Raw genomic sequence first — 25,587 nt, forward strand, 5'->3', positions numbered from 1 at the left:
TGCTGACAACCGGACCGGCGGCCCGAGGCGTCCATACGGCGTGACCGAGGACGAGCTGGAGCAGGCGGTGCGGGAGACGTTCGCCCGCCGGGTCGCCGTCGCCCATCCGCTCGCCGCCGACCCGGCGGGCCTGGCGATCCGCCGGGCCGACCGGGCCCGGCGCCGGCGCACCGTGGCCGGGCTGGCGCTGGCCGCGGTCACCACCGTCGGGATCGGCGCCGGGATCGCCCAGCTGGGGCAGCAGCCCGGCCGGCCCACCCATCCCACCGTCGTGCTCGGCGACCCGTACGCCTCGCCCCTGCCGAACCTGACCCCGACGCTGCCGGCCGCCCCGCCGACCGACCCGGCGCAGGGCGCGGGCCGGGGCGAGGTGGACCTGATCCTCGGCACGGTGCTCGCCACCACGAGCGGGCAGCGGCTGACGCTGCCCGACGTGGGCCCGGCCGAGCGCGCCCAGCGGCTGCCGGACGGCACCGGCTGGGCCGTGGTCGGCGCCCCGACGGCGGCCGGCCAGGCGCTGTGGGTGGTGCAGCCCCACGGCGCGGTGCACCTGCTCCTGGCCGGGGCGCGGGACATCGCCCTCAGCCGCGACGGGCGCCAGGTCGCCTGGCGGGAGGGCGCCGAGCTGGTCGCCGCGGGGATCGTCGGCACCCAGGTCGTCGCCGCCGCCCGCACGCCGGTGCCGGCCGGGGCGGTGCCGGTCGGCTTCGCCGGCGACGCCGTCCTGGTGCGCCTCGACGCGGACCAGCCCGGCCACACCCTGTGGCGTCCGGCGCAGGGTCCGCTGAAGAGCGATGGCGACCGCGCGACCCTGCGGGTCTACGGCACCCGCCCCGACGGCTTGGTGGTCGCGCAGGTGTCCGCGGGCACGCCGCGCCGGCTCTGTCTCGCCCTGCTCGACCCGACCCGAAACCTCGCGCCCGCCCGGACCGGCTGCGGGCCCACCCTCGGCGACGACGGGCGCGGTGGCGTCTCGGCCGACGGCCGGTGGCTGTTGGTCAACGGGCGGGTGGGCGGCGAGGACCGGGCGCTGCTGGTCGACCTGGACCGGCTGGGCGCCACCCTGGCGGTCCGCCCGGCCGGGCCGCCCGTGCACGGGCCGGTGGCGTGGACGCCCGAGGGGACGGCGTACTACTCCGAAGCCCGCGCCGGCCTGGTGCGCGTCGACGTGAGCCGGGTGCTCGCGGGCGAGGAGTCGTCGGGCGCCCCGGTCAGCGGCCTGGGCGACGGGCAGCGCCCGATCCCGGTCGGCCGCGACGGTTCCTGACCACGCCCGCGCGCCGGGCATCGGGCGTGGCCGGTAGCGTCGGGGCGGTGAGCGCGCGCCCGCGGATCGACCTGCACACCCACTCCACCGCCAGCGACGGCACGCTCAGCCCCGCCGAGCTGGTGCGGGCGGCGGCGGAGTCGGGGCTGGACGTCGTGGCGATCACCGACCACGACACCACCGCCGGCTGGGAACCCGCGCTGCGGGCGCTGCCGGCCGGGCTCAGCCTCGTCCGTGGGGCGGAGATCTCCTGCCGCTGGTACGGCGAGGAGCCGGCGGTGCCGCTGCACCTGCTCGCGTACCTCTTCGATCCGGACGCCCCGGAGCTGGTCGCCGAGCTGGCCCGGGTGCGAGCCGCGCGGGAGGAGCGGGGCGAGCGGATCGTGGCGCTGCTGCGGGCCGACGGGATCGACGTGGACTGGCTGGAGATCCTGGCCGGCGCGGCGGGCGGCTCGGTGGGCCGGCCGCACATCGCCCAGGCGCTGATCCGGGCCGGCCTGGTGGCCACCACCACGGAGGCGTTCGGGCCGGACTGGCTGGGCGAGCGCTACCGGCTGCCGAAGGAGGACATCGACGTCTTCCACGCGGTCCGGCTCGTCCGCGCGGCGGGCGGCGTGCCGGTCTTCGCCCACCCCCGGGCGACGCGGCGGGGGCGGATCGTCCCGGACGCGCTGATCGCCGACCTGGCCGCAATGGGCCTGGCGGGGCTGGAGGCCGACCACGAGGACCACTCCCCGGCCGAGCGGGCGCACGTCCGCGCCCTCGCCGGCGAGCTGGGCCTGCTGGTGACCGGCTCGTCGGACTTCCACGGCACGCACAAGACCGTCCGGCTCGGCGCGTTCACCACCGGCCCGGAGGCGTACGAACGGATCCTCGCCGAGGCGAGCGGGGTGACCGGGATCGCTTCCGGCTGATCCGCGTTTCAGTCCCCGGCGGCGCGACTACGTTGATCACGTGGATGCCAAGCTGTTCGGTGAGGTCTTCGTGACCCTGCTGGTGATCGTCGACCCGCCGGGCATGATGCCCATCTTCCTGGCGCTGACCGGCCCGCTCACGGCCCGGGACCGCAACCGGGCGGCCTGGCAGGCCGTCGCCCTGGCGCTCGGCGTGATCGTCATCTTCGCGGTGGCCGGCCAGACGCTGCTCGACTACCTGCACGTCGACCTGCCGGCGTTGCAGGCCGCCGGCGGGCTGCTGCTCATCCTGGTGGCGTTGGAGCTGCTGACCGGCAAGGCCGACGACCCGAGCCAGCAGGTCACCTCGAACATCGCGCTGGTGCCGTTGGGTACGCCGCTGCTGGCGGGTCCCGGCGCCATCGTCGCCACCATGCTCTTCGTCAAGGAGGCCGACGGCGGGTCGGACTACACCGCCATCGCCGCCGCGATCGTCGCGGTGATGGTCGCGGTCTGGGTGGTGCTCCGGTTCTCCGGTGGGATCGTCAAGATCCTGCGCCCGGGCGGGATCGAGGTGCTGACCCGGATCGCCGGCCTGCTGCTCGCGGCGATCGCGGTGCAGCTCATCGCGGACGCGGTGGCGGCCTTCGTGACCCAGTACGCCAACATGGCCTGACCGCCGCGCGGGTTTGTCGGGGCCGGATGGCAGGATCGAGGTGTGCGACGAGCCTCTTCAGCCGGACGGTCCTCCGCCACGGGCCGGGCGCCCCGCCCCCGCGGCGACCAGCCCGAGCAGCTCGGCTTCGAGGGCATGCCGGAACGACTCTTCGTCTGCACCCCCAGCAAGCTCGGCGCCTACGCGGACTGCCCCCGGCGCTACCGCTACTCCTACGTCGACCGGCCGGCCCCGCCCAAGGGCCCGCCGTGGGCGCACAACTCCCTCGGCGCGAGCGTGCACACGGCCCTGAAGAACTGGTATGCCCTCAGCCCCGAGCGGCGCCGGCCCGAGGCGCTCGCCGCGCTGCTCAAGGGCACCTGGGTGCGCGAGGGCTACCGCGACGAGGAGCAGGAGCGGGCGGCCTACCGGCGGGCGCTGGGCTGGCTGGAGTCCTACGTCGAGACCCTGGAGCCGGGGGTCGACCCGCTCGGCGTGGAGCGGGTGGTGGCGGTCAAGACCGGGGTGCTGGCCTTCAACGGCCGGGCCGACCGGATCGACTCCCGCCCCGGGCCCGAGGGCCCCGAGCTGGTCATCGTGGACTACAAGACGGGCCGCACCGGGCTCGACGCCGACGACGCGCGCGGCTCGCAGGCCCTGGCGCTCTACGCGTACGCCGCCGAGCGGGTGTTCCGCCGGCCGTGCCGCCGGGTGGAGCTGCACCACCTGCCCACCGGCACGGTCGCGGCGCACGAGCACACCGTCGAGTCGCTGGCCCGACAGCTCACCCGGGCCGAGGAGACCGCGCGCGACATCATGGCCGCCGAGCGGGCGGTCGCCGACGGGGACGAGCCCGACGACGCCTTCCCCACCACGCCGGGTCCCCGCTGCGGCTGGTGCGACTACCGGCGCACCTGCCCGGCCGGGGCGCAGGCGCCGGGCAAGGAGCCGTGGGCGGCCGTCGAGCAGCCCGCCGGCCCGGTGCCCGGCCGGGACTGACCGGCTCAGGCGGAGGTGCGGGCGAGGCGGGCGGCGCGGTCCTTCGCGGCCTGCTGCAACGGCCCCTCCAGCCAGCGGCGGGGCACGGCGGCGAGGGTCAGCCGCAGCGCCCGCACCGTCAGGTCGGCCGAGAGCGCGGTGGTCGGCAGGCCCAGGCCGCCGTACAGCCGCCGGGCCCAGGCGGGCAGCAGCGCGAACGCGGTGCCGGCGATGCCGAAGTACGCCCAGCGGGCCGGCCCCAGGTTGAGCCCGATCCGGGCGGGCAGGCTGAGCTTCCACGGGATAGGCGGGGCGGTCAGGAAGAGCGCCGTCTCGGCCGCCTCGCGGGTGATCCGCAGCTCCGGGCGGATCCGCCGGTAGTAGTCGGCCACCTCGGCGGCGGTGCCGGGGACCGTCTGCGGGTCGAGGCCCACCAGCGCGGCGGCGCGCCGCTGCTCGGTGTAGTAGCCGTCGATCTCGTCGGCGGTCAGCGGCAGCCCCGCCCGGCGGGCCGTGTCGAGGAACGACTCGATCTCGGTGACGTGCACCCAGCGCAGCAGGTCGGGGTCGTCGACGCGGAACTCCTCCCCGGTGGACGGGTCGGTCGCCCGCAGGCGGGCGTGCCGCCGGCGTACCCGCCGCCCGGCGGCCTCCGCCTCCGCGGTGGTCCCGTAGATGGTGGTCGCCACGTAGGTGGCGGTGCGGACCAGGCGACCCCAGGCGTCGGAGCGGTAGTCGCTGTTCTGGGCGACCCCGGCCATCGCGCGGGGATGCAGTGCCTGGAGGTAGAGCGAACGCAGGCCGGCGACGATCAGGATCGGCTCCTCGTGCACCTTCCACGTGACCGAACCCGGACCGAACAGACCGAGGTCATCGGAGTCCACCGACCAAGCGTGCCATGCCCCGCGACCCTCCGCCCCGGGCAACGGACGTCAGCCCGTCGGCCGTCCCGTCGTCGGCGGGGACGGCCGGTTGTCGGCGGAGTGGCAGAGCCAGGGCCTGCGGGGCGGTCAGACGTCGGCGGCGCGGCGGATCCGGCGCGGCCGGGTCAGTCGTCGGCGGAGCGTCGGGCCTGGCAGGTGGGGCAGAGGCCCCAGAAGGTCACTTCCGCCTCGTCGACCTCGAACCCGTGGGCGATGTCCGGGTCCAGGCAGGGGGCCCTGCCGACCGCGCAGTCGATGTCGGCGATCTCGCCGCAGCCCCGGCACACCACGTGGTGGTGGTTGTCCCCGGCCCGCGCCTCGTAGCGGGCGGGGCTGCCGGCCGGCTCGATCCGGCGGGACAGCCCGGCCCGGGACAACGCGCCGAGCACGTCGTAGACGGCCTGGGTGGAGACGGAGTCGAGGCGCTCGCGGACCCGCCGGGTGATCTCGTCCACCTCGAGATGGCCGCCGCCGGCCAGTACGTCGAGCACGGCGAGGCGCGGCCGGGTGACCCGCAGGCCCCTCGACCGGAGCAGCTCCTCCCCGCCGGACATCCGTCAATGACAGCACGAGGTGACCGGGTCGACAACCGGCCTCCGGCAGAGGGTGGCCCCGGCCACAGCCAGCGTGCCCGTCGGGGCGGTGAACCGGACCGGCCCGGGGCGCGTGTAGCGGATCGAGAGTTCTGGGCGGGGCGGCCGGCGCACCGTACGCTGGCAACCCGCGACCGCGTACGCCGGAGGTGTGGATGTTCAAGGAGATCCTGGGCCTGCCGGCCCACGTGCTGGTGGTGCACGCGGTCGTCGTGCTCGTGCCGCTGCTGGCCCTGCTCTCCGCCGCGTACGTGGCGCTGCCCCGGTTCCGGCCCCGGCTGGACTGGGCGGTGGCGATCCTCGCCGTGGCGGCGCCGGTGGCGGCCTTCGTCGCGGTCGAGTCCGGCGAGGAGCTGAACGACGCGTTCCTGGCCCAGGGCATGCAGGGCCCGATCGTGGACCAGATTCTCGAGCACTCGCGCTACGGCGACATCCTGTTCTGGTACGTCCTGCCGCTGGCCGTGGCGTCGCTGCTGCTGCTCGTGGTGACGAGCGGGCACCCGCGCGTGCCGAGGCTGCCGTCCTGGATCACGCCGGTGCTGTCGGTCGCGGTGGTCGCGCTCGGCGTCGCGAGCCTGATCTACGCCTACCTGACTGGCCACTCCGGCGCCGAGGCGGTCTGGGGCAACACCCTCTGACACCCGCCCCCGGCCTCCGCGATCTTGCACTTTCGGCCCGCCTTTTGTCCCCGTTCGCGCGCTTTGCCGGGGCGGCAACTGCAAGATCGCGCTGGGGAAGTGGGGGGAGGGGGTTAGAAGATCAGGCGTGAGCAGAGCAGGCAGGTCAGGATGACCAGCACCGCGCCGGCCAGCGCGCCGACGCCGTACGTGAGTCGCTGCGCCCGCTGTTCCGCCGTGTCGAGCCCGGCCATGTCCTGCGGGGGCAGCCGCCGGGGCGGTGGTGGTCGCAGGTGCACGGGCGGTCGCCACCCGGCCGGGGGCGGGGTGGTGGCCGGCGGGCCCACGTAGCCGCCCCCGGGCGCTGGCGCGGCCCGGGTCCCGGACTGCTCCGGCGCGGTGTCGGGCCGCCGCCAGTACTCGTCCGGGGCGCTGCCGGAGGTGGGGGTCGTCACGCCGTCCGACGCTACCAACGCTCCGGCCCGGTGACCGGCCGGACGCGGCCGGCCCACCGGCGGGTCGGCGCCGGACACCCCGGTCAGCCGTGGCCGGACAGCCTGGCGAGCACCGGTCAGCCGTGGCCGGACAGCCCGGCGAGCCGTGGCCGGACGCTCTCGGCAGCCGTGTCGGCGGAGCACCGGGGCACCGTGGCGGACCTGGTTCCTCGCGGTGGCCCGGTCGCGGCTGCGCTAGTCTTGCCGCTCGTGAGCACCGAGTTTCCTCCGACGCCGGCGGTACGCGGCGACGACGACCGTACGGTCGACCTGAGCGACGACTTCGTGGTGCTGCCCGAGCAGACCGCCGACGACACCGATCGGGGCTGGGGCGAGCGTTCCGGCGGCAACGACGACTGGCTGCTCGCGGAGCGCCCGCCGCACTGGGACTGAACCGGCTGCCAGGCGCCCCGCCGACAATCCGAGGCTGCTTCCGCGAACCTGCCGGCATTTCGGGCCGCTTCCGTGTGACCGGCAGGCGCCCGGGCCCGCTTTCGCGCCTGTGGAGAAACCTCGGCGGCCTGTGGACAACGCCGCCGGGCCTGTGGATGACGGGCGGCCCTGTGGACAACCGCCTGTCGGCGACGGCGCGGCCACCCCGTCGCGCCCACGGGCGTCACCAGGCGATCCGAGACGCCGCCGCGGTCGACCAGGGACCCGAGACGGCGAGCCGGGAGGCGGGGGCCGTGACCCTACGCCGGTGGCCCGCCCAGCGGGTCGTGCCCGGGGCCGGGCGGGGCCGGCCTGGGGACAGGTGGTGGCGTGCGTCAGGAGGCGCTGGCGGTGCTGGCGGCCGGGGTCTTGCTCGTCCCGCCGCCGGAGCCGTTCGAGCTGGACGACGACGAGGGCGACGAGGACGAGGCGGAGGTCGAGCCGCTCGACGAGCCGGAGTCGCCGCCGGAGGAGGACGAGTCGGACTTCGCCGGCTTGGCGGCGCCGCCGTTGCTGTCGGTGTCGCTGCCCGAGGCGCGGGAGTCCGTGCGGTAGAAGCCCGAGCCCTTGAACACGATGCCGACCGAGTTGAAGAGCTTGCGCAGCCGCCCCTCACACGTGGGGCACTCGGTCAGCGGCTCGTCAGAGAAGGACTGCACCGCCTCGAGCTGGTGGCCGCACGCGGTGCAGGCGTACTGGTACGTGGGCACGTTCTCCTCCGGATCTGGCACGGCCGGTTGGCACTCGACGTCTTCGAGTGCCAATGGTGCGTCATCGCCCCCGGATTCGTCCAGCGGAAGTGTGGGGCGCGACACCGCCGCCCGCAGGCGCGACCCGCCGCGTCCCGGGGGCGGCGTCAAGCGTACGCAGGCCGTCGGCGGGAGTGACCACCGCGCGTACCGGGCGGTCGTGCGGCTCGGCGGGCAGCGACCCGACCAGCTCCCCGTCGTGCAGCGGCACCACGGTCAGCGCGGTCGCGGGTACCCGGGCCAGCGCCCGGTCGTAGGAGCCACCGCCCCGGCCCAGCCGCAGCCCCCGGCGGTCCACCGCCAGCGCCGGCACCACCACCAGCTCGGCCGTCGCCACCGCGTCCCGGCCCAGTCGCGGCCCCGCCGGCTCGCGCATGCCCCGGCCGGCGGCCACCAGCGCGTCCGCCCCGGCCCAGGCCGCCCAGTCCAGGTCGAGGTCGGCACAGAGCACCGGCAGCAGCAGCTCGGCCCCCGGCGGCAGCGCCGCATGCAGCACCGCCGGCAGGTCGGGCCCGCCCGGCTCGGAGCCGACCGGCACGTACGCCGTCATCCGGCGCGGGCGCAGCCGGCGTACGAGAGCCACCAGCTCGGCCTGGACGCGCCCGGCGGCCTCGGCTCGCGTCGGCGCGGTCAGCGCCCGGCGGGCGGTGAGCACGGCGGCGCGCACGTCCCGCTTCGCCGCTTCCGCTTCATGAGAAAAATCGGGCACGCAACACTCCTGACGCAACGTTTGTCACCTGGTTGCTCTGTGTCAGCATCGCAAGCGACGGCGGCGGAACTTCCGGGGGGACCGAGTGACGCTACGCGGGCGGTTGACCACAGCCTTCCTGGCGGTGGTGCTCGGCCCGGTCCTGCTCGGGGCGTTCTTCGTCGGTTCGACCGTGGTGGCCGTCGACCGGAGTCGTTCCACCGAGCGGCTGGCGGTGGCCGCCGCGACCGTGCGCACCTCGGTCGACGCCCTCTGCCAGCAGCTGCGGGCCGCCGCCGACGCGGTGGCCCTGACCGGCGACCGGCCCGGCGCCGCGGGCCAGGTGGTCAGCCGCGGCCTGGCGGCCGCCGTGCGGGTCACCGACGTGGCCGGCCGGGTCACCTACGCCTCGCCGGGCGGGCCGCCGGAGCCCTGGCGGGACTGCTCCACCGCCGCGCCGGCCGCCGGCCCGGTGCGGGCGCTCGCCGTCCGGGTCGACCTGCGCGACCGGTCCGGCGGGCCGTTGGGCACGGTCGCCGCGGCGCATCCGGTCGACCCGGCCTTCGTGGCGCGGCTCGCGGCCGTGACCGGCGTGGCGGTCACCCTGCTCGACGACGCCGAGGCCCCCGTCCGGCTCGCCCACACCACCGAGTCGACCGGGGTACGCGACGCCGTGCTCGCCGCCGCCGGCACGGTCGACGGCGAGCGGGTCACCGAGACCGCCGACGGCCGGTACGTCCGCCGGGTCGGCCCGTCCGCCGGGCAGCCCCTGCCGCTCGTGCTCTCGGTCCCCAGCGACCAGCCGCCCGGCCTGTACGCCGCCCTGGTCGCGGCGGTGCTCGTGGCGGCCCTGCTGGCCGTGGTGGCCGCCGGGCGGCTGGCCCGGGTGACCACCCGGCCGCTGGTGGAGCTGGCGGGCGCGGTGGACCGGGTGGCCCTCGGCGACCTGACCGCCCGGGTGCCGGTGCGCAGCCGCGACGAGATCGGCCGGCTGGCCGGCGCGTTCAACCGGATGACCCGGGAAACCGGCACCTACGTGGCGGCGCTGACCAGCAGCCGCGACCAGTTGCGCGGGCACCTCGCGGTGCTGGGGGACACCCTGGCCAGCACGCACGACCTGCAACGCATCCTGCGGGTGATCCTGCACAGCGCGATCGCGGCGACGGGCGCCCGGGCCGGCGCGCTGCTCCTGGTCGACGACGGCGGGGTGCTCGTGGCGCAGTGCGCGGAGGGGCTGGACGGGCGCTGCCCGCCCGAGGAGCGGGCCGGGCCGCTGCGGGTGCCGCTGGGCAGTGGCGTGCTCGGGGCCGTCGCCGCGACCGGCGAGCCGCAGCGCGGCCGGGCGGAACCCTCCGCGGTGCCGCCGGGCGAGCCGAGCTGCCGGACGTACGTCGCGGTGCCGTTCGCCGCCCCGGGCGCTACGGGCGCGGTCGATGCCGCCGCCCGCGCGGACGCCCCGCCCACTCGGCCCGGGTCGTCGGAGCCGGCGTCCCCGGCCGGGGCGCTCGGTGTGCTGGCCCTCTACGACCGGCTCGGCGCGGACGAGTTCGACGACGACGACCTGGTGACCCTGCGGACCTTTGCCGGCCACGCCGCCGTGGCGGTCGACAACGTGCGGGTGCACGAGGAGGCGCAGCGGCTCTCGCTGACCGACCCGCTGACCGGGCTCTGGAACTACCGCTACCTGCGGGAGTCGATCCGCCGGGAGGTCGAGCGGGCGAATCGGTTCGGCCGGATGCTCAGCGTCCTCGCCCTCGACCTGGACCGGTTCAAGGACGTCAACGACACGCACGGGCACGCGGCCGGCGACGCCGTGCTGGCCGAGTTCGCCCGCCGGGTGCGGGGCGAGATCCGCGAGGTCGACCTGGCCTTCCGGCAGGGCGGCGAGGAGTTCGTGGTGCTGCTGCCGGAGACCGACGCCCGGGGGGCGGCGATCGTCGCGGAGCGGCTCGGCGCGGCGATCCGGGAGGCCCCGATCACGGCCGACGGGCACGGCGGGGGCGCGCCTGTGGCCATCGCGGTGACCGTCTCCATCGGCATCGCCGTCTATCCCGGCCACGCCAGCACGGGCCAGGAGGTCCTGGACGCCGCCGACGACGCGCTCTACGCCGCCAAGGCGGCCGGCCGGGACACCTGGCGGATCGCCGACGACCGGGCCGGCGAGGAGCGGGCGGGTGGCGGCCGGGCCGGCGAGGAGCGGGCGGGTGGCGGCCGGGCCGGTGAGGAGCCGGTCGCCCACGGCCGGGCCGACCCGCCGGCCCGGGAGATCCCCGTCCCGGCGGGCGCGCTCAGCCCCGAGGACGGGATGCCGCGCGCCGGCGCCCCGCGCCAGCCGGCCCGGACCCGCCCCGAACCGCCCGATCCGGTCGACGTCGAGCCGCACGGCGCGCCGGCCGGACCCGGGGCCGAGCCCCGGACCGCGCCGGCCGGACCCGGTCCCGCGCGGCCCGGCACGAGCGGCGGCGCGTCTTCCGGTCCTCACCCTCCACGGCAGAGCCGTGGCCGATAGTCTCGCGACATGTCGGAGCACTCAGCGAGCCCCTCAACGGCGACCGCCGCAACCGGTCGCTCCCGTGCGGTCAAAGCAGTCATCCCGGCCGCCGGACTGGCCACCCGGTTCCTGCCGGCCACGAAGGCGGTGCCCAAGGAGCTGCTCCCGGTGGTCGACCGGCCGGTGCTGCAGTACATCGTCGAGGAGGCCACCCAGGCCGGCATCGGCGACGTCCTGCTGATCACCGGGCGGGGCAAGACGTCGATGGTGGACCACTTCGACCGCCGCCCCGACCTGGAGGCCCGGCTGGAGGAGAAGGGCGACGCCGAGCGACTGGCCGCCGTGCGCCGCCCCAGCGAGCTGGCCGAGATCTACACCTGCCGCCAGCCGGAGCAGCTCGGCCTCGGCCACGCCGTCGGTTACGCCGAGTCGCACGTCGGCGACCAGCCCTTCGCGGTGCTGCTGGGTGACGAGTTCGTGAAGCAGTCCGAGCCGCTGCTGCCGGCCATGTTGGAGCTCCAGGCGCGTACCGGCGGCGTCGTGCTGGCCTTCTTCGAGGTCGACCCCTCCGAGACCAAGCGCTACGGCATCGCCTCGGTGGAGCCGGCGGAGGCGGAACTGACCGACGTCGGCGAGGTCGTCCGGGTCACCGGCATGGTGGAGAAGCCGAAGCCGGAGGACGCGCCGAGCAACCTCGCGGTGCTGGGCCGCTACGTGCTGCCCGCCAGCATCTTCGACGCGATCCGGCGTACGAAGCCGGGCAGCGGCGGGGAGATCCAGTTGACCGACGCGATGGAGCTGCTGCGCAACGAGGGCACGCCGGTGCACGCGATTGTCTACCGGGGCACCCGCTACGACACCGGCATGCCGCTGGGCTACCTCCAGACCGTGGTGCAGATCGCCGCCGAGCGCGACGACCTCGGCGGCGAGTTCCGCAAGTGGCTGGCCGAGTTCGTCAACTCCGACGTGTCGGGCGTGACTGGTACATGACAGCGTCGGCCGACGCCGAGGCGGCCGCGAACGAGTTGACGCCGCTCGCCGACTACCTGGGCAGCGTGCTGCGCAGGTTACGCGCGCTGCCTCCGCTCGACCTCGACCTCACCCAGGCGCACGGCAACGTCCTCGCCGAGGACGTCGTCGCGCCGCACTCCTTTCCGGCCTTCGACCAGGCGGCCGTGGACGGGTACGCGGCCCGCTGGGAGGACATCTCCGGAGGCGGTCGGGGCGTGGGCTACGTCCCGACCCAGTCCGGCGGGCCGGGCGGGCGCAACGTCCGGCTCAACGTCGTCGGCGACCTCGGCGCGGCGAGCTGGCGCCCGGTGCGGCTCACCCCCGGCGCGTGCTTCTCCGTCGCCAACGGGGCGCCGCTGCCGCTCGCCGCGGACGTGGTGGTCCCCGTCGAGTGGACCGACCAGGGCATGGCCGCGGTGGAGATCTTCCGCGTCCCCAAGCGCGGGTACGGGGTGCGCCGGGCCGGCGAGGAGCTGCCCGCCGGGACCCTGCTGGCCCGGGCCGGCACCTACGTCTCCCCGGCGCTGGTCGCGGTGTTCGCCGCCACCGGCATCGGGCACGTGGTGGTCCGGCCCAGCCCCCGGGTGGTCATCGTGGCCACCGGCGACGAGCTGGTCGACGTGGGCCGGGGCAGCCAGCCCGGCCAGACGGTCGACGCCAACTCGCACGCGCTCACCGCGGCGGCGGCCGAGGTGGGCGCCTTGGCGTACCGGGTGGGCATCTGCGACGACGACCCGGAGGGGCTGCGCGGGCTGCTGGAGGACCAGACGCTGCGTGCCGACCTGATCATCACCACGGGGGGCACCGGCACCGGGCCGGGCGACATGGTGCGGCGGATCCTCTCCCGCCGCGAGGGTGGCCGGGCCGGGCCGGTCACGTTCACCGAGGTGGCTCTCTATCCCGGCACCTCCCTCGGCTTCGGCACGGTCGGCGCCGAGGAGGTGCCGGTGGTGTGCCTGCCCGGCGACACGGGCGCCGCCCTGATCGGCTTCGAGGTGCTGGCCCGCCCGGCGATAAACCTGCTCGCCGGGGCGGAACCGGTGTTCCGGCCCAGCGTCCGCGCGCACCTGCTGGAGACGATCTCGTCCCCGGTCGGGCTGCGCGAGTTCCGCCCCGCGCACGTCGCCGAGCGGCGCGGCGGCGGCTACACGGTCCAGCCGCTCAACGGCGGGCCGTACACCCTCTCCGGCCTGGCCGAGGCGAACGGCCTGTTGGTGCTCGGCGAGCGGGTGACCACCGCGGCGGCCGGGTCCACGGTGGACGTCCTCCTGCTGGACCGGCGCCGGTGAGCGTGGCCTCCCGGGCGCGGCTGGACGGACGGTGCGGTTCGGGCGGGAGTGCGCTTGCGGTGACGCGGTCGTGAGCGGAAGCTGACGCGGTGAATCTGTTCGGGGGTGGGCGGGCGCCGGGGTGGCCGGCGGTGCTGACCGACGGCCCGGTGCTGCTGCGGCCCTACCGGCGGGCGGACGCCGCCGCCTGGTCGGAGGTGCGCCGCGCCAACCGGGAGTGGCTCGCGCCGTGGGAGTCGTCCCTGCCGGGAAGCTGGCACGAGCTGAACTCGCCGGCCGCGTTCCGCTGGGTGCACCGCGACCAGCGCCGGTCGGCGCGCAGCGGCGAGGGGATGCCGTTCGCGGTCTGCCTGCGCGAGGACGGCCAGGAGCGGCTGGTCGGTCACCTCAACGTGGGCAGCATCGTCCGGCGGGCGTTCTGCTCCGGGTACGTCGGCTACTGGGTCGACTACCGGGTGGCCGGTCGCGGCATCATCCCGACCGCGTTGGCGCTCGCCGTCGACCACGCCTTCGGCCCGGGCGGGCTGCACCGGGTCGAGGTGAACATCCGCCCCGAGAACCGGCCGTCCCGCCGGGTGGTGGAGAAGCTGGGCTTCCGCGAGGAGTCGTACCACGTGCGCTACATGCACATCGACGGTGCGTGGCGGGATCACATCGGATACGCGATGACCAGTGAGGAGGTCGCCGCCGAGGGCGGCCTGCTGGGCCGCTGGCACCGGATCCGCGCCATCGCGGGGTGAGCCGTCCCACGGACGGGATCGGCGCGGCGCGTCACCATCCGCGTCGGCGGCCCGTAACCTCAAGTGACTGCAAGCTGTGGCAAGCGCTGCTCCACCCGTACGATCCACGCACCCGACCACGCTCGGTGGAAGATCCTGCGGTCGGGCGGCGGTTGCTCCGAATTCGGTGACGGGAGGGGTGAGGGTGCCGACCTCGGTGCTCCTCGCCGTCCTCGCCGCCGCCGGCCTGCTCGCCCTCGCGCCGGCGCTGGTCCGCCGGTACGACGCCACCGAGCGGCTGGTGGCGGAGCGGGCGCAGTCGACGGCGCGGGTGCTCCAGCGCCGCCGGCGGCGTCGTACTGTCCCGGGGCGGCGGCCGGTCCACCCGCCCCGCTCACTCGTCGTCACCCTGAGCGAGAGCAAGGACACGGGTGGTCTCGCGGCCCCGGTCTCCGCGCCGCCCGCCGCCCGCCGGTCGAGCCGGCTGCGCGCTGTGCCGCCCGCCGGGAAGAAGACCCGCCGCCGTCCGCCGCCCCGCCGGCAGCACACCCCCGCCGTCTACCGCCGGCGCCGGGTGCTCGCCGCGCTGCTGCTGCTCAACTTCGTCGAGCTGATCGGCGTGATCGTGGTCGGCCCCGGCTTCTGGATCAGCTTCGGGGTCACCGCCACCCTGCTGGTCGCGTACGTCGTACACCTGCGGGCGCGGGCGGTGGCGGATCGCCGGCGGCGGCGGGCGCAGGCCCGGGAGGCGGCCTGGCTGGCCGCCCGGCAGGCCGAGGTGCGGCGGGAGCAGGCCCGTCGGGCGGCGGCCCGCCGGGAGGCCCAGCGCCGCCTGGCGGCCCAGCGCGAGGTGGTACGCCGCGCGGCGATGGGCCTGGACCGGCCGGCCGACCTGCCCGCGGCGGCCAACGGCGGCTCCGTGTCCTACCGGCGTACGGGCGGCCTGCGGGGCCGCCCGTACCAGTCCGGCCGCGGCACCCACTCGGCCTGATTGTCCGTTTCGACCCGGCCCGGATGTCCGCTTCCGGCGTCGCCGATCCGATCCGCCGTGGGTCGGTTCCCGCCAAGATCCCGCCGCGCCGGGGGGTGGATTCGCGGCTGGGGCGGTCGACCTGTTAGCCTTGGCGCCGGCCCGCCCGGTGAAAGCCGGGTGGGACCGACGCCGGTTCGCCGGCGGAGGGGCTGTGGCGCAGACCGGTAGCGCACCTCGTTCGCATCGAGGGGGTCAGGGGTTCAAATCCCCTCAGCTCCACCCAGAACATCAATGGCCGGCGGAAACGCTGGCCATTGATCGTTTGGCACAGATCCGGCACAACTCAGTCCGGAAGCGCCACCCCCGAGCGGTTGCCCGCAGCATCCCGAAGCGCTGTGCTGACGAGCTATGGGCGTCGGGTCAGGTTCCAGTTGTTCACCTTGGCCAGATTGAGGCGATCGGAGCTATAGCCGGCAACACCGAGGCGAGCTGGACCGTGGTCGAACCATACGCCCGACCAGCCGTACTCCGTTGGCGCATTCAGTCGCGGGGTACCGGGGATGACGACCAGCGCTTCGCGGCTGTCGAGCAAACGCTTCGTCTGCCGGCCGCAGACATGCGAATCGACACCGAGTCTGTGTCAACTGGTGAAGCGGCAGATGCCATCGAGCGGAGTATGCAGGATCAGCCGTAATGCATTGGCCGTCGTGGCTCAGTATGGCCGGAGCGTATGTCGGGTCTCAGGACGTCCGTGACAGATCTGTCTCAGGACGTGGGTGACACGTCCAGCTAGACGATCTTTACGGGGCATGTTCCAGATTCTGGTGGTGGGTGTGCTGCCAGGAGACGACGTCGCTAACCTCGCCGGCATGCCGGAAGCGCCGGACATCCCGACCGCCTGGCGGCAGCTGCGGGAGAAGACCCCGCACTCCCGGCAGGGAGACCCACTAGTGATCGAAGCTGCCTACGCCCAACCACGGCTCCGCGCGTTGTACCCGTTCCCAACGCACGGAACCCTGAAGTTTCTTCGTACTGCACCACCATGGCAGCCAGACGAGAGGGAGCTGCTTCCCTTCATCGTCTGCGGAGAACCGCCGTATCGGGTGTACGCCGCCGGTTACAGAGAGCTCCTCGGCACGGCAGCAACACCGGAAGACGCCGCCGCGCTTGTTGTTACTCACCTGCCAGACGATCCGGCTTCCGAACGGCGCAGCGACCTCCGTGACCGTTGATCCGGAAGCACGTCCGGGACGGCCGGTACCGCTGCTCCATCACGCTTATTTCCACCAACACTCGGCGGAGTGTCACGCAGGTCCTGACACCGATCTGTTACGCAGGTCCCGAGACCGGACAGTATGGCCGGAGCGTAGTGTGTTCAGACTTTCTTTACTTGGTCAAGGGCGGGCCTGCGGCCCGCCGCCGTGTTCGCGCCGGGGCGCGCGTGCGGCCTGGCGGCCGGTCACGCCCCGGCGCACGGCGTATCAGGGGAAGCCCTTGGCGGCCGCAGTGCAGCTCCCCGGCCGACCGGGTTAACCCTCGTGTACCCCGGCGTCAGAACGGGCCGCCGCCGGGGACTGAGCGCCGAGAATGACGCGCGGGGCCGAACCGGCAAGCCCCAAGCATGGGGGCGGCGCCCGCGGTGCCGAGCAGACGACCCCCCGTACCAGCCACGACCGAGTCCAGGTCAGGTCAAAACCTGCGCCTGGAAGGGGGTGGGCAGCCGCCGGGGTCGGGACGATCGGCCAGGAGCCGGCTCCGCTGCCGGTCCCGGTTCAGGTCAAGAGCGCCGCTGTGGCGGTGCCCGCCGAGTGCCGGACCGTGACACGAAAGCCGACTCCGACCCCGGGCGCCCATCAGATCGACGGGCAGAGCGCAGGCCAGCCAGCCGGACGAAGATCTCCCGCTTGTCGACAGCGTTGCCCCGCGCATCGAGCACGTAACCCGTCAGCCACACCCAGCCCGGATAGGTCGGCTTCGGGCACACCGAGATCACCCGGAACACGAATCGCGGCTGTCGTGCGAACTGCACCGACGCTTCCCGGTCGATCCACAGTTCCTCGCCGGGCTTGGGCGGGCGGGGCTGCGGCTTGGCCCACGTGCGGCCGTGCTGTTCGGCAGGCATGAAGGCCCTTCCTGCTCGAGGTTGCCCTGCCCGGCCGAGTCGGAGGAGCCCCGGCCGGGCAGGGATGCCGCCGCACCGGGGCGAGTTCCGTTCCTCTACGACCAGCACAGCGGGTAGCCGCACCATATCCCAACCGGTACATGGTGGTCCATGGTCTACCAAGCCTGACCAGTGCCGTTCCTGCACACCTACTGTCGAAACGTGATCGACCCCGAAGGGCCGGTGCCGGTCTACCAGCAGTTAGCGGCGATCCTGCGCGAGCAGATCGAGCGCGGAGACTTGCCGCCCAACCGGCCGATTCCGAGCGTGGCCCGGCTCCAACAGGAATACGGCCTGGCGCGGGGCACCATCCTGCACACGGTTCGGGTCCTGGTCGCTGAGGACCTGGTCTACGTGGTGCCCGGGAAGGGCACGTTCGTCAAGCCGCACTGAATAGACCGCAGGCCGCCGACGAACGAGGCGTGACAGGTCGCCCTGTCGCCCTGGGTGTCGTCCGCAACACCGAAGTGAGCCAGACGGCATCGGGATGCGGACGATCGATCATTACGTTGAGTGATGACGGGTCGTTCCTGGCGGCGTCCTGATCTGCCGATGTGCGGGCGTTTCCTCCCTGGTCGCCTGGGCCGGCCGCTCGTGCGCCGCTACGCATCGCCCTGCTCGCCGGTTTGGAGGAGCTTGGCGGCATACGCGGTGGTGATGTCGTCGTCCTCGGCCAGGCCCATAGCGCGCGCCGCGGCGGCGAAGTCCCAGTCGGTCAGCCGCATCTGCACATCCACCCGGCCGAACACGTTGTGACGCTCGAAATCGACGAGCACACCACCAACGTAGGTCTGTGCGCGCGAGGAGTAGTTGTTGCCCCAGAGCAGAAAGGCACCGGGGCACCGGATGGCTTCCACGGCAAGCACCTCGCCGGGGGTCACCCCGTCGCGACAGGTGATGTCGCGGGCGCCGACCATCGAGTAGTCCGCGCCCTCGGCGACGAGCGCGCCGGTCACGATCAGCCGGCCAAGCACGAACACCATGGCCTGGTCCTCAAGGATCAGGTCCCCGTCGATGTGCACATCACCGGCGATGACGGGGGTGCCCGATGCGGGCACCACCACGCGACCCGCCAGCCGAAGCGTCTCGGTGGGCACCGGCTGGTAGGCCTCGGCGAGCACAGAGAGCGCCGCCCACCGGTACTGGTCGGGGCCGTCGAGCCAGGCCCACAGCGACTCGCCGTCAAGGCTGTCGGGGGCGTTGGCCATCCGTCGGTCGAGGTCGTCGAAGGAGAAGCCGAACTTGGCCGCGTCCGTGACGAGCAACGGATTACCGACGAGAGCGCCTCTCGTCCGCCCATGCGCTTCCGCCACCAACGTCCGGTCGAGCGGGAAGATCCCCTCCGGCCATCGACTCATTTCGACCTCCAAAAGTTGACCAATGGCACGGCGGCAGCGTACTTACCGGTTGTCGGCTCTTGATCGGCAGGAGACCTCCGATAGGAGCTGTTGGCCCACACAGCAACGTACGGTCATGCCGCGATCCGGGCGTTGGCCGACTGCGTGCCGGTAACTGAGCGTAGGTGTTGGCACGGAGGCTGGCTGGGCCGATGGCCAGCGGCACGCTGCGTCTCGGAGCGGGCGGATCTTTGTACGTCAGCGCGTACCTGACTCTGTAGCGGAACCCGTACGCCGACAGCTCGATCAGGTTCGATGCTCTGGCATGATCATCGGGCACAGATCCGGCACAACTGAGCCCGGAAACGCCTGTAAAACGTCGAGAGGCGCTGAGGACTCCAGCCCTGATCAGGGGCCAGATGTGCCCGATTGCGGACGATCTTCACCCGGCCCACGGCATTAGGGGTTCAAATCCCCTCAGCTCCACCCAGTTCAAAGGCCGTTTCCCGTAGCGGGAAACGGCCTTTTTCGATCTTGTACGGCAACGAAGTACAGCAGTCGCTGACCCAGGCTCGACGGAGGCGATCACGGGCTAATCCGGCAGCGGCGTTGGATGCATCGTGAGGTGGATCAGCCCCTGCTCCTCGTGAACGGTGCACCTCAGTTCGTAGGGCTCGGCAGCGCCGATGCGGAAGACGAGGGTGACCCGATCCCGCACGAATCTCTGTGTGCCGGTGGGCTTTCCGAACACGCCGGTGATCTCCTGGTGGTCCTGCCCTGCCCGCAGGGGAAGCCGGAGCGTGTCGATCATGCTCTGGACCGTTGACTCCGGCAGGGCGACGAGGTCGATTGCTACCGAACGCGTTACCTCGGGAGCCGACTCAAGGCGAAGCCACTCCGTGAAGCCTGAGGCCTCCCCGACCCAGCAACGGTCCAAGTACTCCCAGCCGCGAAGCTGCTCAAGGTGCTCCGCCGCTATGAAGTCGGCGAGGCGAAGCCGACCGAAGGCGTCATGCGAGATCCCCAACAGCTCCACTCTGACACTCCTTGAGTTGATCGAGACCCGCGACAGTACAGCAACTCACAGGAACTGCTCGCCGAGTCGGGTGAGGGCTGTCTCGGTCGCCTCCGAGGCGATCTGGGCGTAGCTGTTCATGGTCACGGCGATCTGACTGTGCCGCAGGATCCGCATCATGACCCGGGGATGGACGTCGAGGGCCACCAGCAGGGACGCGCAGGTGCGTCGGGTGGTGTGCACGGAGATCTCCTGGACGTCGGGCCTTGCGGCAGCGGGTCTTGAACTCCCGGTGGAAGTTCCTCGGCTCGAGCGGGGTGCCGAGCCGGGTGGTGAAGACCAGGCCGGTGACCTGCCAGGCCCGCCCGGCATGGTCGCGGTGCCGCTGTTGATCTTCGCGGCGGGAGCGGAGGGCGGTGGCGCAGATGGCGGGTAGGTGCAGGGTGGCGTCACTCGCTCTTGGTCTCCCGGTGCGGGAGTGAGGACCAGGATCAGCATGTATGCGGCGTAGAGCGGGTCACCCTCGGCGCGGGCCGACTCCAGGAACTGGCGTACCTCGTCGACGGACCAGGGTCAGGTCTTGCGCGGGCGGGGCTTGGCGACGCGAAGCAGGGCGGCCGGATTGCGGGTCAGCAGTTCGTCGCGGACGGCGTTGTTGAGCGCGACCCAGCATGTGCGCCCAGCGGCGCAGCCCGGCGTAGGGGTTCGGTTGGGTGTCAAGGTTGCCTTGACGCTCGTCCGTCTGGCGGCGGTGTTGCTGGTCCGGGTGTGGGTAGGGCGGCCGAGCCACCAGCAGGCGTCGATGAGGCGGGCCAGGTGGTCGCCTTCCTGGTCGGCGTAGGCGTTGATGGTGTCCGGGTTGAGGCGGGTGGAGCAGTGGCCGGCGACCTCGGTGGACTTCGTGGCGTACTTCGCCAGGTAGGCGGCCACCTTCCCGTCGCTCAGGTCCCCGTCGCCGGTGCCGACGCGGCGCACGTCGACCTGTTCACCCCAGGTGATCCGCCAGCCCTGCGGCCGGTCGGGGTGCGCGGGTGTGGTGCCGGTGATCTGTCGGCTGGAGCGCGAAAGACGGCTCCAAGCAGCGGTAGTGACCCTATCCATCCCTCTTGCCAGGGTCTACGGATCAAAATTTCTGCGAGGAGTGCTTCGGGGCATTGGACCACCCGCAGGCCTGTTCCTCGGCGGACCGGCCATTTGAGCCGGCAGGGGGCCTGGGAAGGACGTCTCGGGTGCGGATCACGGCGAAGTCCTCGCAGGCGCCTTACTCTGGGCTATCGACAGGCAAACACTGCAAGTAGTCGATCCGTTCCAAACGGGCCAACCGAAGTCGGACAAAGAGAGAGACTTGTTTTTCAGTTCTTCTCTGACCGCCGCGCGGTAGTTCCAAACAGCCTCAAGATATGGATGATAAGACTCATGAAGCTCGGGCGAAGTCAAGGAGGCGCCGTTAGCCACCACCTTCCTCATCGCACGGAGTCGCTCGAACATGATCTGTCCCGCGGCAGCGACAGCGGGGGCGGCGTCAATGAACAAACGCTCGCGGATCTCGTAGATCCGGGCTTCCGCAAGGGCCGACCTGCTGTCGATCTCGCGGTTCGCGTGCTGATCGGCGCTTTGGGCTATTTCGCGAAGCCTCGTGTGGCAAATTCCCGCCGCGACGATGAATTGGATATAGAGATCCCGCGACCGCGCTTCTTGGCCTCGATCGCGTTCGTTGCGATGCCTCAGGAAATCGGCAAGCAGAGTTCCAGTAAAAGCAATTGCGGCACCGCCCAGCGTTGCTATCAGCGTTGTCCAGTCCACGCAGCTAGCGTATATGCGCGGCGCAACCCTGCTGCCCCCGACGTTTGCCTCGTCCAGTTGCCCTAAATCGGTTCACTACCGGCATTGGAGATTTAGCTCAAGCCGCTTCCCAGTGGGCCGCATCTCCTGACGCCGGCGACCTCGCTCGCACTGAGCTCGCAAGCGAGGCGGCAGGGACCCGGCGAGCAGCCAAGTCGGCGCGCATGAGCGGACGATCGCGGACTCGGGCAACAGGTGGAGCCGCAATCTTCGGTGAAGACCTACTTCGACCTGTTCAACGCCCGTCATGAACGTCGCTGTGTACCGCCACCGTTGGGCGCACGGTGAGGTAGACCAGCCCCTGCACCTGGTGAACCGTGCAACTCACTTCGCACGGGTACCGCAGGCCAGGCGAGTGGCCGTCCACGTTCCGCTTCAACGCCTGGGCCGGACCGCGACTGGCACGTAGGGACCAGACGGTGGCCGAAGCAGGGCGACGAACGCCGCCTCGACGGTCTCGACGACCGGATGTCCATCTGAGGTGTCGACTTCGACGACGGCGTCGACTCCGTCTGGCGGCTCGAAGATCGACCGCTTCATCTCGCCACGCTCGAACTGAGATGCAAGGTGTTGGTCGACGGCCCCGCCCTTGGCCGCTCTGGCACGGAGGCGTTCGCCGATCACCGACTCTTGGGCGACGACGTGAACAGCGAGCACCCGGGCGCCACACGCGAGCAGCGCGTCCAGCAGTTCGCGGGACAACACCGAGGACTCCACGATGAAGGTCACCCGTGAGGTGGCGAGCAGCCGGGCGGCGTCGACCATCACGGCCTCAGCGCGGACGCTGAAGGGGCCGCCGGCGACGTGAAATTCCCGGTCGAGTTGACGGCCGCCGTCCTGTGCGGCGGAGGCCGCTGACAGCCCGAGACCGGTCTTGATCTCGTCCCGGGTCAGGAGCAGCAGGCCGAGGCGGCGCGCCGTTGCCGAGGCAATGGTGGTCTTTCCTGCTCCCGGGGACCCGCACACGGCAACCACCACCGGTCTTTCCCTCCCGAGCATCCGCCGATGGTGCCAGATTTCCAGCCACGCTGTCGACGAGCCGCAGCGCCCGAACGGCCAGTTCGCATCGAGGGGTCGGGGGAGATCCAAGGCCCCTTGGCTTTGCCCAGCTCAGCGCTGTTCTCACTACGCGGGAGGCGGCCATTGGATTCTGTACGGTAGCGGCGGGCCAGGCACGCACCGGTTGCCGCTGACGCCCGAAGGGTGGAGGAAGTATGTCGGTCTACGACGTCATCGTCGTGGGGCTCGGTGGGATGGGCAGCAGTGCCGCCTACCACCTGGCCGCGCGGGGGCAGCGCGTGCTCGGTCTCGAGAGGTTCGGGCGGGCGCACGACCGGGGGTCCAGCCACGGCGGCTCGCGCATCATCCGGCAGTCGTACTTCGAGGACCCGGCCTACGTACCGCTCCTGCTCCGGGCGTACGAGCTGTGGGAGAAGCTGGAACACGACGCCGGGCGGGAGATCATCTCGCTCACCGGCGGGGTGTTCGTCGGCCGACCGGAGAGCGTCACCTTCGCCGGCAGCCTGCGCGCGTCGCGCGAGTGGAACCTGCCGCACGAGATCCTCGACGCGGGCGAGCTGCGCCGCCGCTTCCCGACGTTCAGCCCTCGGGACGACGAGCTGGCGCTCTTCGAGGCCAAGGCGGGCTTCGTGCGCCCCGAGGCGACCGTCGCCGCTCACCTCGACCTCGCTGCCCGGCACGGTGCCGACCTGCGCTACGGCGAGCCGGTGGCGCGCTGGCAGGCGCTGCCCGAGGGCGGCGTACGCGTGACGACCGAGAAGGGTTCTTACACTGCCGGCCGGCTCGTCGTCTGCCCGGGTGCCTGGGCGCCCGAACTCCTCGCCGACCTCGGTGTGCCGTTGACGGTCGAGCGGCAGATCATGTATTGGTTCCAGCCGGAGACCGGGGTAGCCCCCTTCGAGCCCGGGCGGCATCCCATCTACATCCACGAGGACGCCGCCGGCACGCAGGTGTACGGCTTCCCGGCCATCGACGGGCCCGACGGCGGTGCCAAGGTGGCCTTCTTCCGTGGCGGTGCGCCCTGCACGCCGGACACCACCGACCGGCAGGTGCACCCGGAGGAGGTGCAGGACATGCGGCAACATCTCGCCGGAGTCCTGCCGACCCTTCCGGGCCGCTTCCTGCGGGCCGCGACCTGCATGTACACCAACACGCCGGACCAGCACTTCGTGATCGCGACGCACCCGCGGCACCCGCAGGTCACCGTCGCGTGCGGGTTCTCCGGGCACGGCTTCAAGTTCGTCCCGGTCGTCGGGGAGATCCTCGCCGACCTGGCGACGAGCGGCGCGACCGCACACCCCATCGGGCTCTTCGACCCGCGACGCGACTTCTCCGGATAGCCCCCGACATGGGGCACCGCCCCCGGCGCGTGGCCGGGGGCGTGGCGACGTGCCGGGTCAGGTGGTGAAGTTGTCCCGCGCGTCCCGAGCGTCCTCCTGGACGTGCTCGCCGGGCTGGTTGCCCCGTATCTCGTCCCGCTTCGCCACCCGCTCCGCCTGTGCCCGCTCGCCCTGCGTCATGTCGCCCATCCGCGCCCTGGCGGCGCCGGCGACCCGCTCGACCTTGTCCTTCGCCCTCTCCAGGCTCATGTCGCCTCCCTGTCGCTTCGGCGGACCAGGGTGCTGTCCGCGCCTCCCGACCTGCGTCCCCGCCCGCCCCTCGGTGAAAACCCCGATCAGCGGCTGGGCCGGTCACCGAGGCGGTTGAGCTCCGTCTGAGTGCCTTCGGCCGGAACGGGCCTTTTCTAAACGCCGGTGCCTCCGTGGACGGGGTCCGCGTTCCTGCAGGTCGGCGCGCGAATCCTTGCCCGGCCGGAACCAGGGCCGGTCAGGGATCGACCAGGGCTGGTCCCGATGCCCCCACGCGGGAGGGCGTCGTCGTCAGGCGTAGTAGTTGACGCTGACCGGCCAGGTGCCGGTCCACGGCGTCCAGCCCTGGAGCGTGGCGGGCAGGCCCACCCGCGTGTTGCAGTTGATGACCTGGAAGTGCAGGTGCGGCGCGGTGGACGCGCCGGTGCTGCCCGACCAGCCGATGACCCGGCCCTGCGGTACCCAGGTGCCGGCGTTGTAGATCGCCCGGTTCAGGTGCGCGTAGTGGGTGCACTGGCCGTTCGAGTGCCGGATGATCACCTCGATGCCGTTCTGCCAGTACGGCGACCAGTTCGACATGATGATGGTGCCCGCCTGGGAGGCGGAGACCTCGTAGTTCGCCGGCAGCCCGAAGTCCCAGGCGTACTCGTTGTACGCGCCGACGTGCGAGTACGTGCCCTCCGGCCCCTGCGTGACCCGGTAGGACTCGCCGGCCGGGTACGGCAGCTCGTAGTAGTAGTCCGCGGCCGAGGCCGGGGTGGCTCCGACGACCACGGCCCCGGCGACCATCAGCATCGCGCTCACGGTCGCGCCGATCCGGCGCAGGACCGTCTTGTCTCTGTTCATTGTGGATCCCTCCCTTGGTGTGCCAGCGGAGATTCAGCACCGTCGTCGTCGACCGCGCCGGTGGGAACTGAACAGCACGCCGGGGGGCGGTTCAACGAACCGGGTGGACGACAGGGGTGGGATCAGGGGTCGCCGCGACTGCGGGTGACGAAGGCGAGGCATGGCGTCGAGATGATCCCCGCCCGGCGTCCCGACGGCCGGCGCGCGTGCGGCCGGTCACTACGCTGCCGCCCGTGGATCGATTGATGAGCGTGTTCATGTTGGGCGGCTGCGGGGCGTTCGCCGTCCTCCTCGGGGTCGGGCTCGCCGCGCTGGTCGTGACGACCCACCGGCGGGAGCGGGAACGGCGGGACCGGTGGCGGCAGTGGGCCGCCCGGTACGGATGGACGTACGCCGAGCGTCCGCAGGTCGCCTGGACCGACCGGGTGCCGGGCCGCAGCCGCCGGGGCGTGCGGTTCGCGCTGACCGGGATGCTGCACGGCCGCCCGGTGGGGGTGGCCGAGTACGCGTACACGGAGACGCACACCTCGACCGGCGCGGACGGCAACCAGACGACCAACTCGCAGACCCACACGTACGTCGTCTGTTCGGTGTGGCTGCGGCGGCAGTTCCCGGCGCTGGCGGTCGCGCCGCGCCACGTGTTCTCGAAGCTGGGACGCGCGCTGTTCGGCAGCGACAGCTACGCCACCGGGCACGAGGAGTTCGACCGGCAGTGGCGGGTGGGCGCGGCGGCCCCGGGTCAGCAGGCCCTGGTCGGGCCGACCCTGATCGGCGCGCACCTGGCGGGGGCGGTGCCGGCCTGGAGCGTGCGCGGCGCGGAGCTGATCACTTACCGGCACGGCCGGCTGGACGACCCGGCCCTGGTGCCGTCCCTGGTGGCTCCGCTGATCACGGTCGCCGACCTGCTGGAGCAGGGCCGCTGACCAACCACGCACCGACATGCCGGCGGGAAACGGCCCTGGACAGCTCGGGAGGCCGGCCCCGAGGGGACAGGCCCCCCGTCAG

The 25,587-nt window shown here is 72.8% G+C and carries 27 protein-coding genes, 1 tRNA gene and 2 pseudogenes; 16 read left to right on the top strand and 14 right to left on the bottom strand.

Annotated elements, in window-relative coordinates; translation table 11 throughout:
* Nucleotides 1–40: 40 nt before the first annotated feature.
* The 4 genes from ACGF5C_RS16495 (at nt 41) to ACGF5C_RS16510 (ending at nt 3,814) form a co-directional block, all read left to right on the top strand.
* Nucleotides 41–1,267, top strand: a complete 1,227-nt coding sequence (locus tag ACGF5C_RS16495; protein ID WP_393302369.1) for a hypothetical protein — start codon at nt 41–43, stop codon at nt 1,265–1,267.
* A gap of 47 nt (nt 1,268–1,314) precedes the next feature.
* Nucleotides 1,315–2,181 carry a PHP domain-containing protein gene (locus tag ACGF5C_RS16500; protein ID WP_393302372.1) on the top strand — a complete coding sequence of 289 codons (867 nt, stop codon included), beginning with the start codon at nt 1,315–1,317 and terminating at the stop codon, nt 2,179–2,181.
* A gap of 40 nt (nt 2,182–2,221) precedes the next feature.
* A complete protein-coding gene (locus ACGF5C_RS16505; RefSeq protein WP_357457187.1) occupies nt 2,222–2,836 on the top strand; it encodes a MarC family protein in 615 nt (204 codons plus the stop codon).
* Nucleotides 2,837–2,971: 135 nt separating this feature from the next.
* Nucleotides 2,972–3,814 (top strand): RecB family exonuclease, encoded by an 843-nt coding sequence (locus tag ACGF5C_RS16510; protein ID WP_393302756.1) that lies wholly within the window; start codon nt 2,972–2,974, stop codon nt 3,812–3,814.
* 5 nt (nt 3,815–3,819) lie between these two features.
* Here ACGF5C_RS16510 and ACGF5C_RS16515 read toward each other — a convergent pair whose 3' ends face one another.
* The gene (locus tag ACGF5C_RS16515) at nt 3,820–4,677 is read right to left on the bottom strand and encodes an oxygenase MpaB family protein (RefSeq protein WP_393302375.1); all 858 of its coding nucleotides are present in this window, start codon (nt 4,675–4,677) and stop codon (nt 3,820–3,822) included.
* A 164-nt stretch (nt 4,678–4,841) separates the two neighbouring features.
* Entirely contained in the window at nt 4,842–5,270 is a 429-nt protein-coding gene (locus ACGF5C_RS16520) for a Fur family transcriptional regulator (protein ID WP_393302378.1), read from the bottom strand.
* Between the two features lie 194 nt (nt 5,271–5,464).
* Between ACGF5C_RS16520 and ACGF5C_RS16525 the strand changes: the two genes are divergently transcribed.
* Nucleotides 5,465–5,947 (top strand): DUF2231 domain-containing protein, encoded by a 483-nt coding sequence (locus ACGF5C_RS16525; RefSeq protein ID WP_393302381.1) that lies wholly within the window; start codon nt 5,465–5,467, stop codon nt 5,945–5,947.
* A gap of 113 nt (nt 5,948–6,060) precedes the next feature.
* Here the strand turns inward: ACGF5C_RS16525 and ACGF5C_RS16530 are convergent, their stop codons facing one another.
* Complete coding sequence (locus ACGF5C_RS16530; RefSeq protein ID WP_393302384.1) at nt 6,061–6,381, bottom strand: hypothetical protein; 321 nt, start codon at nt 6,379–6,381, stop codon at nt 6,061–6,063.
* 249 nt (nt 6,382–6,630) lie between these two features.
* On the opposite strand from ACGF5C_RS16530, the gene ACGF5C_RS16535 reads away from it, so the two are divergent.
* Complete coding sequence (locus ACGF5C_RS16535) at nt 6,631–6,813, top strand: hypothetical protein (protein ID WP_350701446.1); 183 nt, start codon at nt 6,631–6,633, stop codon at nt 6,811–6,813.
* Nucleotides 6,814–7,187: 374 nt separating this feature from the next.
* Here the strand turns inward: ACGF5C_RS16535 and ACGF5C_RS16540 are convergent, their stop codons facing one another.
* Nucleotides 7,188–7,583, bottom strand: coding sequence for an FmdB family zinc ribbon protein (locus tag ACGF5C_RS16540; RefSeq protein WP_393302387.1), 396 nt, complete (start codon nt 7,581–7,583; stop codon nt 7,188–7,190).
* Nucleotides 7,584–7,623: 40 nt separating this feature from the next.
* A complete protein-coding gene (locus ACGF5C_RS16545; protein ID WP_393302390.1) occupies nt 7,624–8,310 on the bottom strand; it encodes a 5-formyltetrahydrofolate cyclo-ligase in 687 nt (228 codons plus the stop codon).
* Between the two features lie 85 nt (nt 8,311–8,395).
* Between ACGF5C_RS16545 and ACGF5C_RS16550 the strand changes: the two genes are divergently transcribed.
* From ACGF5C_RS16550 to ACGF5C_RS16580, 7 genes are all read left to right on the top strand, one after another.
* Nucleotides 8,396–10,798 carry a diguanylate cyclase gene (locus tag ACGF5C_RS16550; RefSeq protein WP_393302393.1) on the top strand — a complete coding sequence of 801 codons (2,403 nt, stop codon included), beginning with the start codon at nt 8,396–8,398 and terminating at the stop codon, nt 10,796–10,798.
* A 9-nt stretch (nt 10,799–10,807) separates the two neighbouring features.
* Nucleotides 10,808–11,770, top strand: a complete 963-nt coding sequence (locus ACGF5C_RS16555) for a UTP--glucose-1-phosphate uridylyltransferase (RefSeq protein WP_393302396.1) — start codon at nt 10,808–10,810, stop codon at nt 11,768–11,770.
* Entirely contained in the window at nt 11,767–13,080 is a 1,314-nt protein-coding gene (glp, locus tag ACGF5C_RS16560) for a gephyrin-like molybdotransferase Glp (protein WP_393302399.1), read from the top strand. Before ACGF5C_RS16555 ends, glp begins: the two co-directional genes overlap by 4 nt.
* Before the next feature lie 131 nt (nt 13,081–13,211).
* The gene (locus ACGF5C_RS16565) at nt 13,212–13,820 is read left to right on the top strand and encodes a GNAT family N-acetyltransferase (protein WP_393302758.1); all 609 of its coding nucleotides are present in this window, start codon (nt 13,212–13,214) and stop codon (nt 13,818–13,820) included.
* Nucleotides 13,821–13,998: 178 nt separating this feature from the next.
* Entirely contained in the window at nt 13,999–14,790 is a 792-nt protein-coding gene (locus tag ACGF5C_RS16570; protein ID WP_393302402.1) for a hypothetical protein, read from the top strand.
* A gap of 187 nt (nt 14,791–14,977) precedes the next feature.
* Nucleotides 14,978–15,051 (top strand) — tRNA-Ala (locus tag ACGF5C_RS16575).
* A gap of 530 nt (nt 15,052–15,581) precedes the next feature.
* Nucleotides 15,582–16,004, top strand: a complete 423-nt coding sequence (locus tag ACGF5C_RS16580) for a DUF6193 family natural product biosynthesis protein (protein ID WP_393302405.1) — start codon at nt 15,582–15,584, stop codon at nt 16,002–16,004.
* 614 nt (nt 16,005–16,618) lie between these two features.
* Here the strand turns inward: ACGF5C_RS16580 and ACGF5C_RS16585 are convergent.
* A pseudogene (locus tag ACGF5C_RS16585) lies at nt 16,619–16,894 on the bottom strand (hypothetical protein); the annotation flags it as partial.
* Nucleotides 16,895–17,095: 201 nt separating this feature from the next.
* Between ACGF5C_RS16585 and ACGF5C_RS16590 the strand changes: the two are divergent.
* Complete coding sequence (locus ACGF5C_RS16590) at nt 17,096–17,326, top strand: winged helix-turn-helix domain-containing protein (RefSeq protein WP_350708492.1); 231 nt, start codon at nt 17,096–17,098, stop codon at nt 17,324–17,326.
* Between the two features lie 209 nt (nt 17,327–17,535).
* Here ACGF5C_RS16590 and ACGF5C_RS16595 read toward each other — a convergent pair whose 3' ends face one another.
* The 6 genes and pseudogenes from ACGF5C_RS16595 to ACGF5C_RS16620 all read right to left on the bottom strand — a co-directional run bounded on the left by ACGF5C_RS16595 (nt 17,536) and on the right by ACGF5C_RS16620 (nt 22,126).
* Complete coding sequence (locus ACGF5C_RS16595) at nt 17,536–18,291, bottom strand: hypothetical protein (RefSeq protein WP_393302408.1); 756 nt, start codon at nt 18,289–18,291, stop codon at nt 17,536–17,538.
* Nucleotides 18,292–18,862: 571 nt separating this feature from the next.
* Complete coding sequence (locus ACGF5C_RS16600) at nt 18,863–19,306, bottom strand: hypothetical protein (RefSeq protein WP_393302411.1); 444 nt, start codon at nt 19,304–19,306, stop codon at nt 18,863–18,865.
* Between the two features lie 45 nt (nt 19,307–19,351).
* The gene (locus tag ACGF5C_RS16605) at nt 19,352–19,528 is read right to left on the bottom strand and encodes a hypothetical protein (protein WP_393302414.1); all 177 of its coding nucleotides are present in this window, start codon (nt 19,526–19,528) and stop codon (nt 19,352–19,354) included.
* A 421-nt stretch (nt 19,529–19,949) separates the two neighbouring features.
* Nucleotides 19,950–20,344, bottom strand: a pseudogene (locus ACGF5C_RS16610) (replication initiator); the annotation flags it as partial.
* Between the two features lie 177 nt (nt 20,345–20,521).
* Nucleotides 20,522–21,088 (bottom strand): hypothetical protein, encoded by a 567-nt coding sequence (locus ACGF5C_RS16615; protein WP_393302417.1) that lies wholly within the window; start codon nt 21,086–21,088, stop codon nt 20,522–20,524.
* Nucleotides 21,089–21,502: 414 nt separating this feature from the next.
* A complete protein-coding gene (locus ACGF5C_RS16620) occupies nt 21,503–22,126 on the bottom strand; it encodes an AAA family ATPase (RefSeq protein WP_393302420.1) in 624 nt (207 codons plus the stop codon).
* Nucleotides 22,127–22,341: 215 nt separating this feature from the next.
* On the opposite strand from ACGF5C_RS16620, the gene solA reads away from it, so the two are divergent.
* On the top strand, nt 22,342–23,487 hold the full coding sequence (gene solA, locus ACGF5C_RS16625; RefSeq protein WP_393302423.1) for an N-methyl-L-tryptophan oxidase: 1,146 nt from the start codon (nt 22,342–22,344) through the stop codon (nt 23,485–23,487).
* Nucleotides 23,488–23,544: 57 nt separating this feature from the next.
* On the opposite strand, the gene ACGF5C_RS16630 is transcribed toward solA, so the two are convergent.
* Both ACGF5C_RS16630 and ACGF5C_RS16635 read right to left on the bottom strand, forming a co-directional pair.
* Complete coding sequence (locus tag ACGF5C_RS16630) at nt 23,545–23,736, bottom strand: general stress protein CsbD (RefSeq protein ID WP_393302426.1); 192 nt, start codon at nt 23,734–23,736, stop codon at nt 23,545–23,547.
* Nucleotides 23,737–24,027: 291 nt separating this feature from the next.
* Nucleotides 24,028–24,582, bottom strand: a complete 555-nt coding sequence (locus ACGF5C_RS16635; RefSeq protein ID WP_393302429.1) for a M23 family metallopeptidase — start codon at nt 24,580–24,582, stop codon at nt 24,028–24,030.
* Between the two features lie 245 nt (nt 24,583–24,827).
* Between ACGF5C_RS16635 and ACGF5C_RS16640 the strand changes: the two genes are divergently transcribed.
* Entirely contained in the window at nt 24,828–25,505 is a 678-nt protein-coding gene (locus ACGF5C_RS16640; protein WP_393302432.1) for a hypothetical protein, read from the top strand.
* The last annotated feature ends 82 nt before the right edge of the window (nt 25,506–25,587 follow it).

It is taken from the genome of Micromonospora sp. NPDC047620 (assembly GCF_043205005.1).
Lineage (GTDB): Bacteria > Actinomycetota > Actinomycetes > Mycobacteriales > Micromonosporaceae > Micromonospora.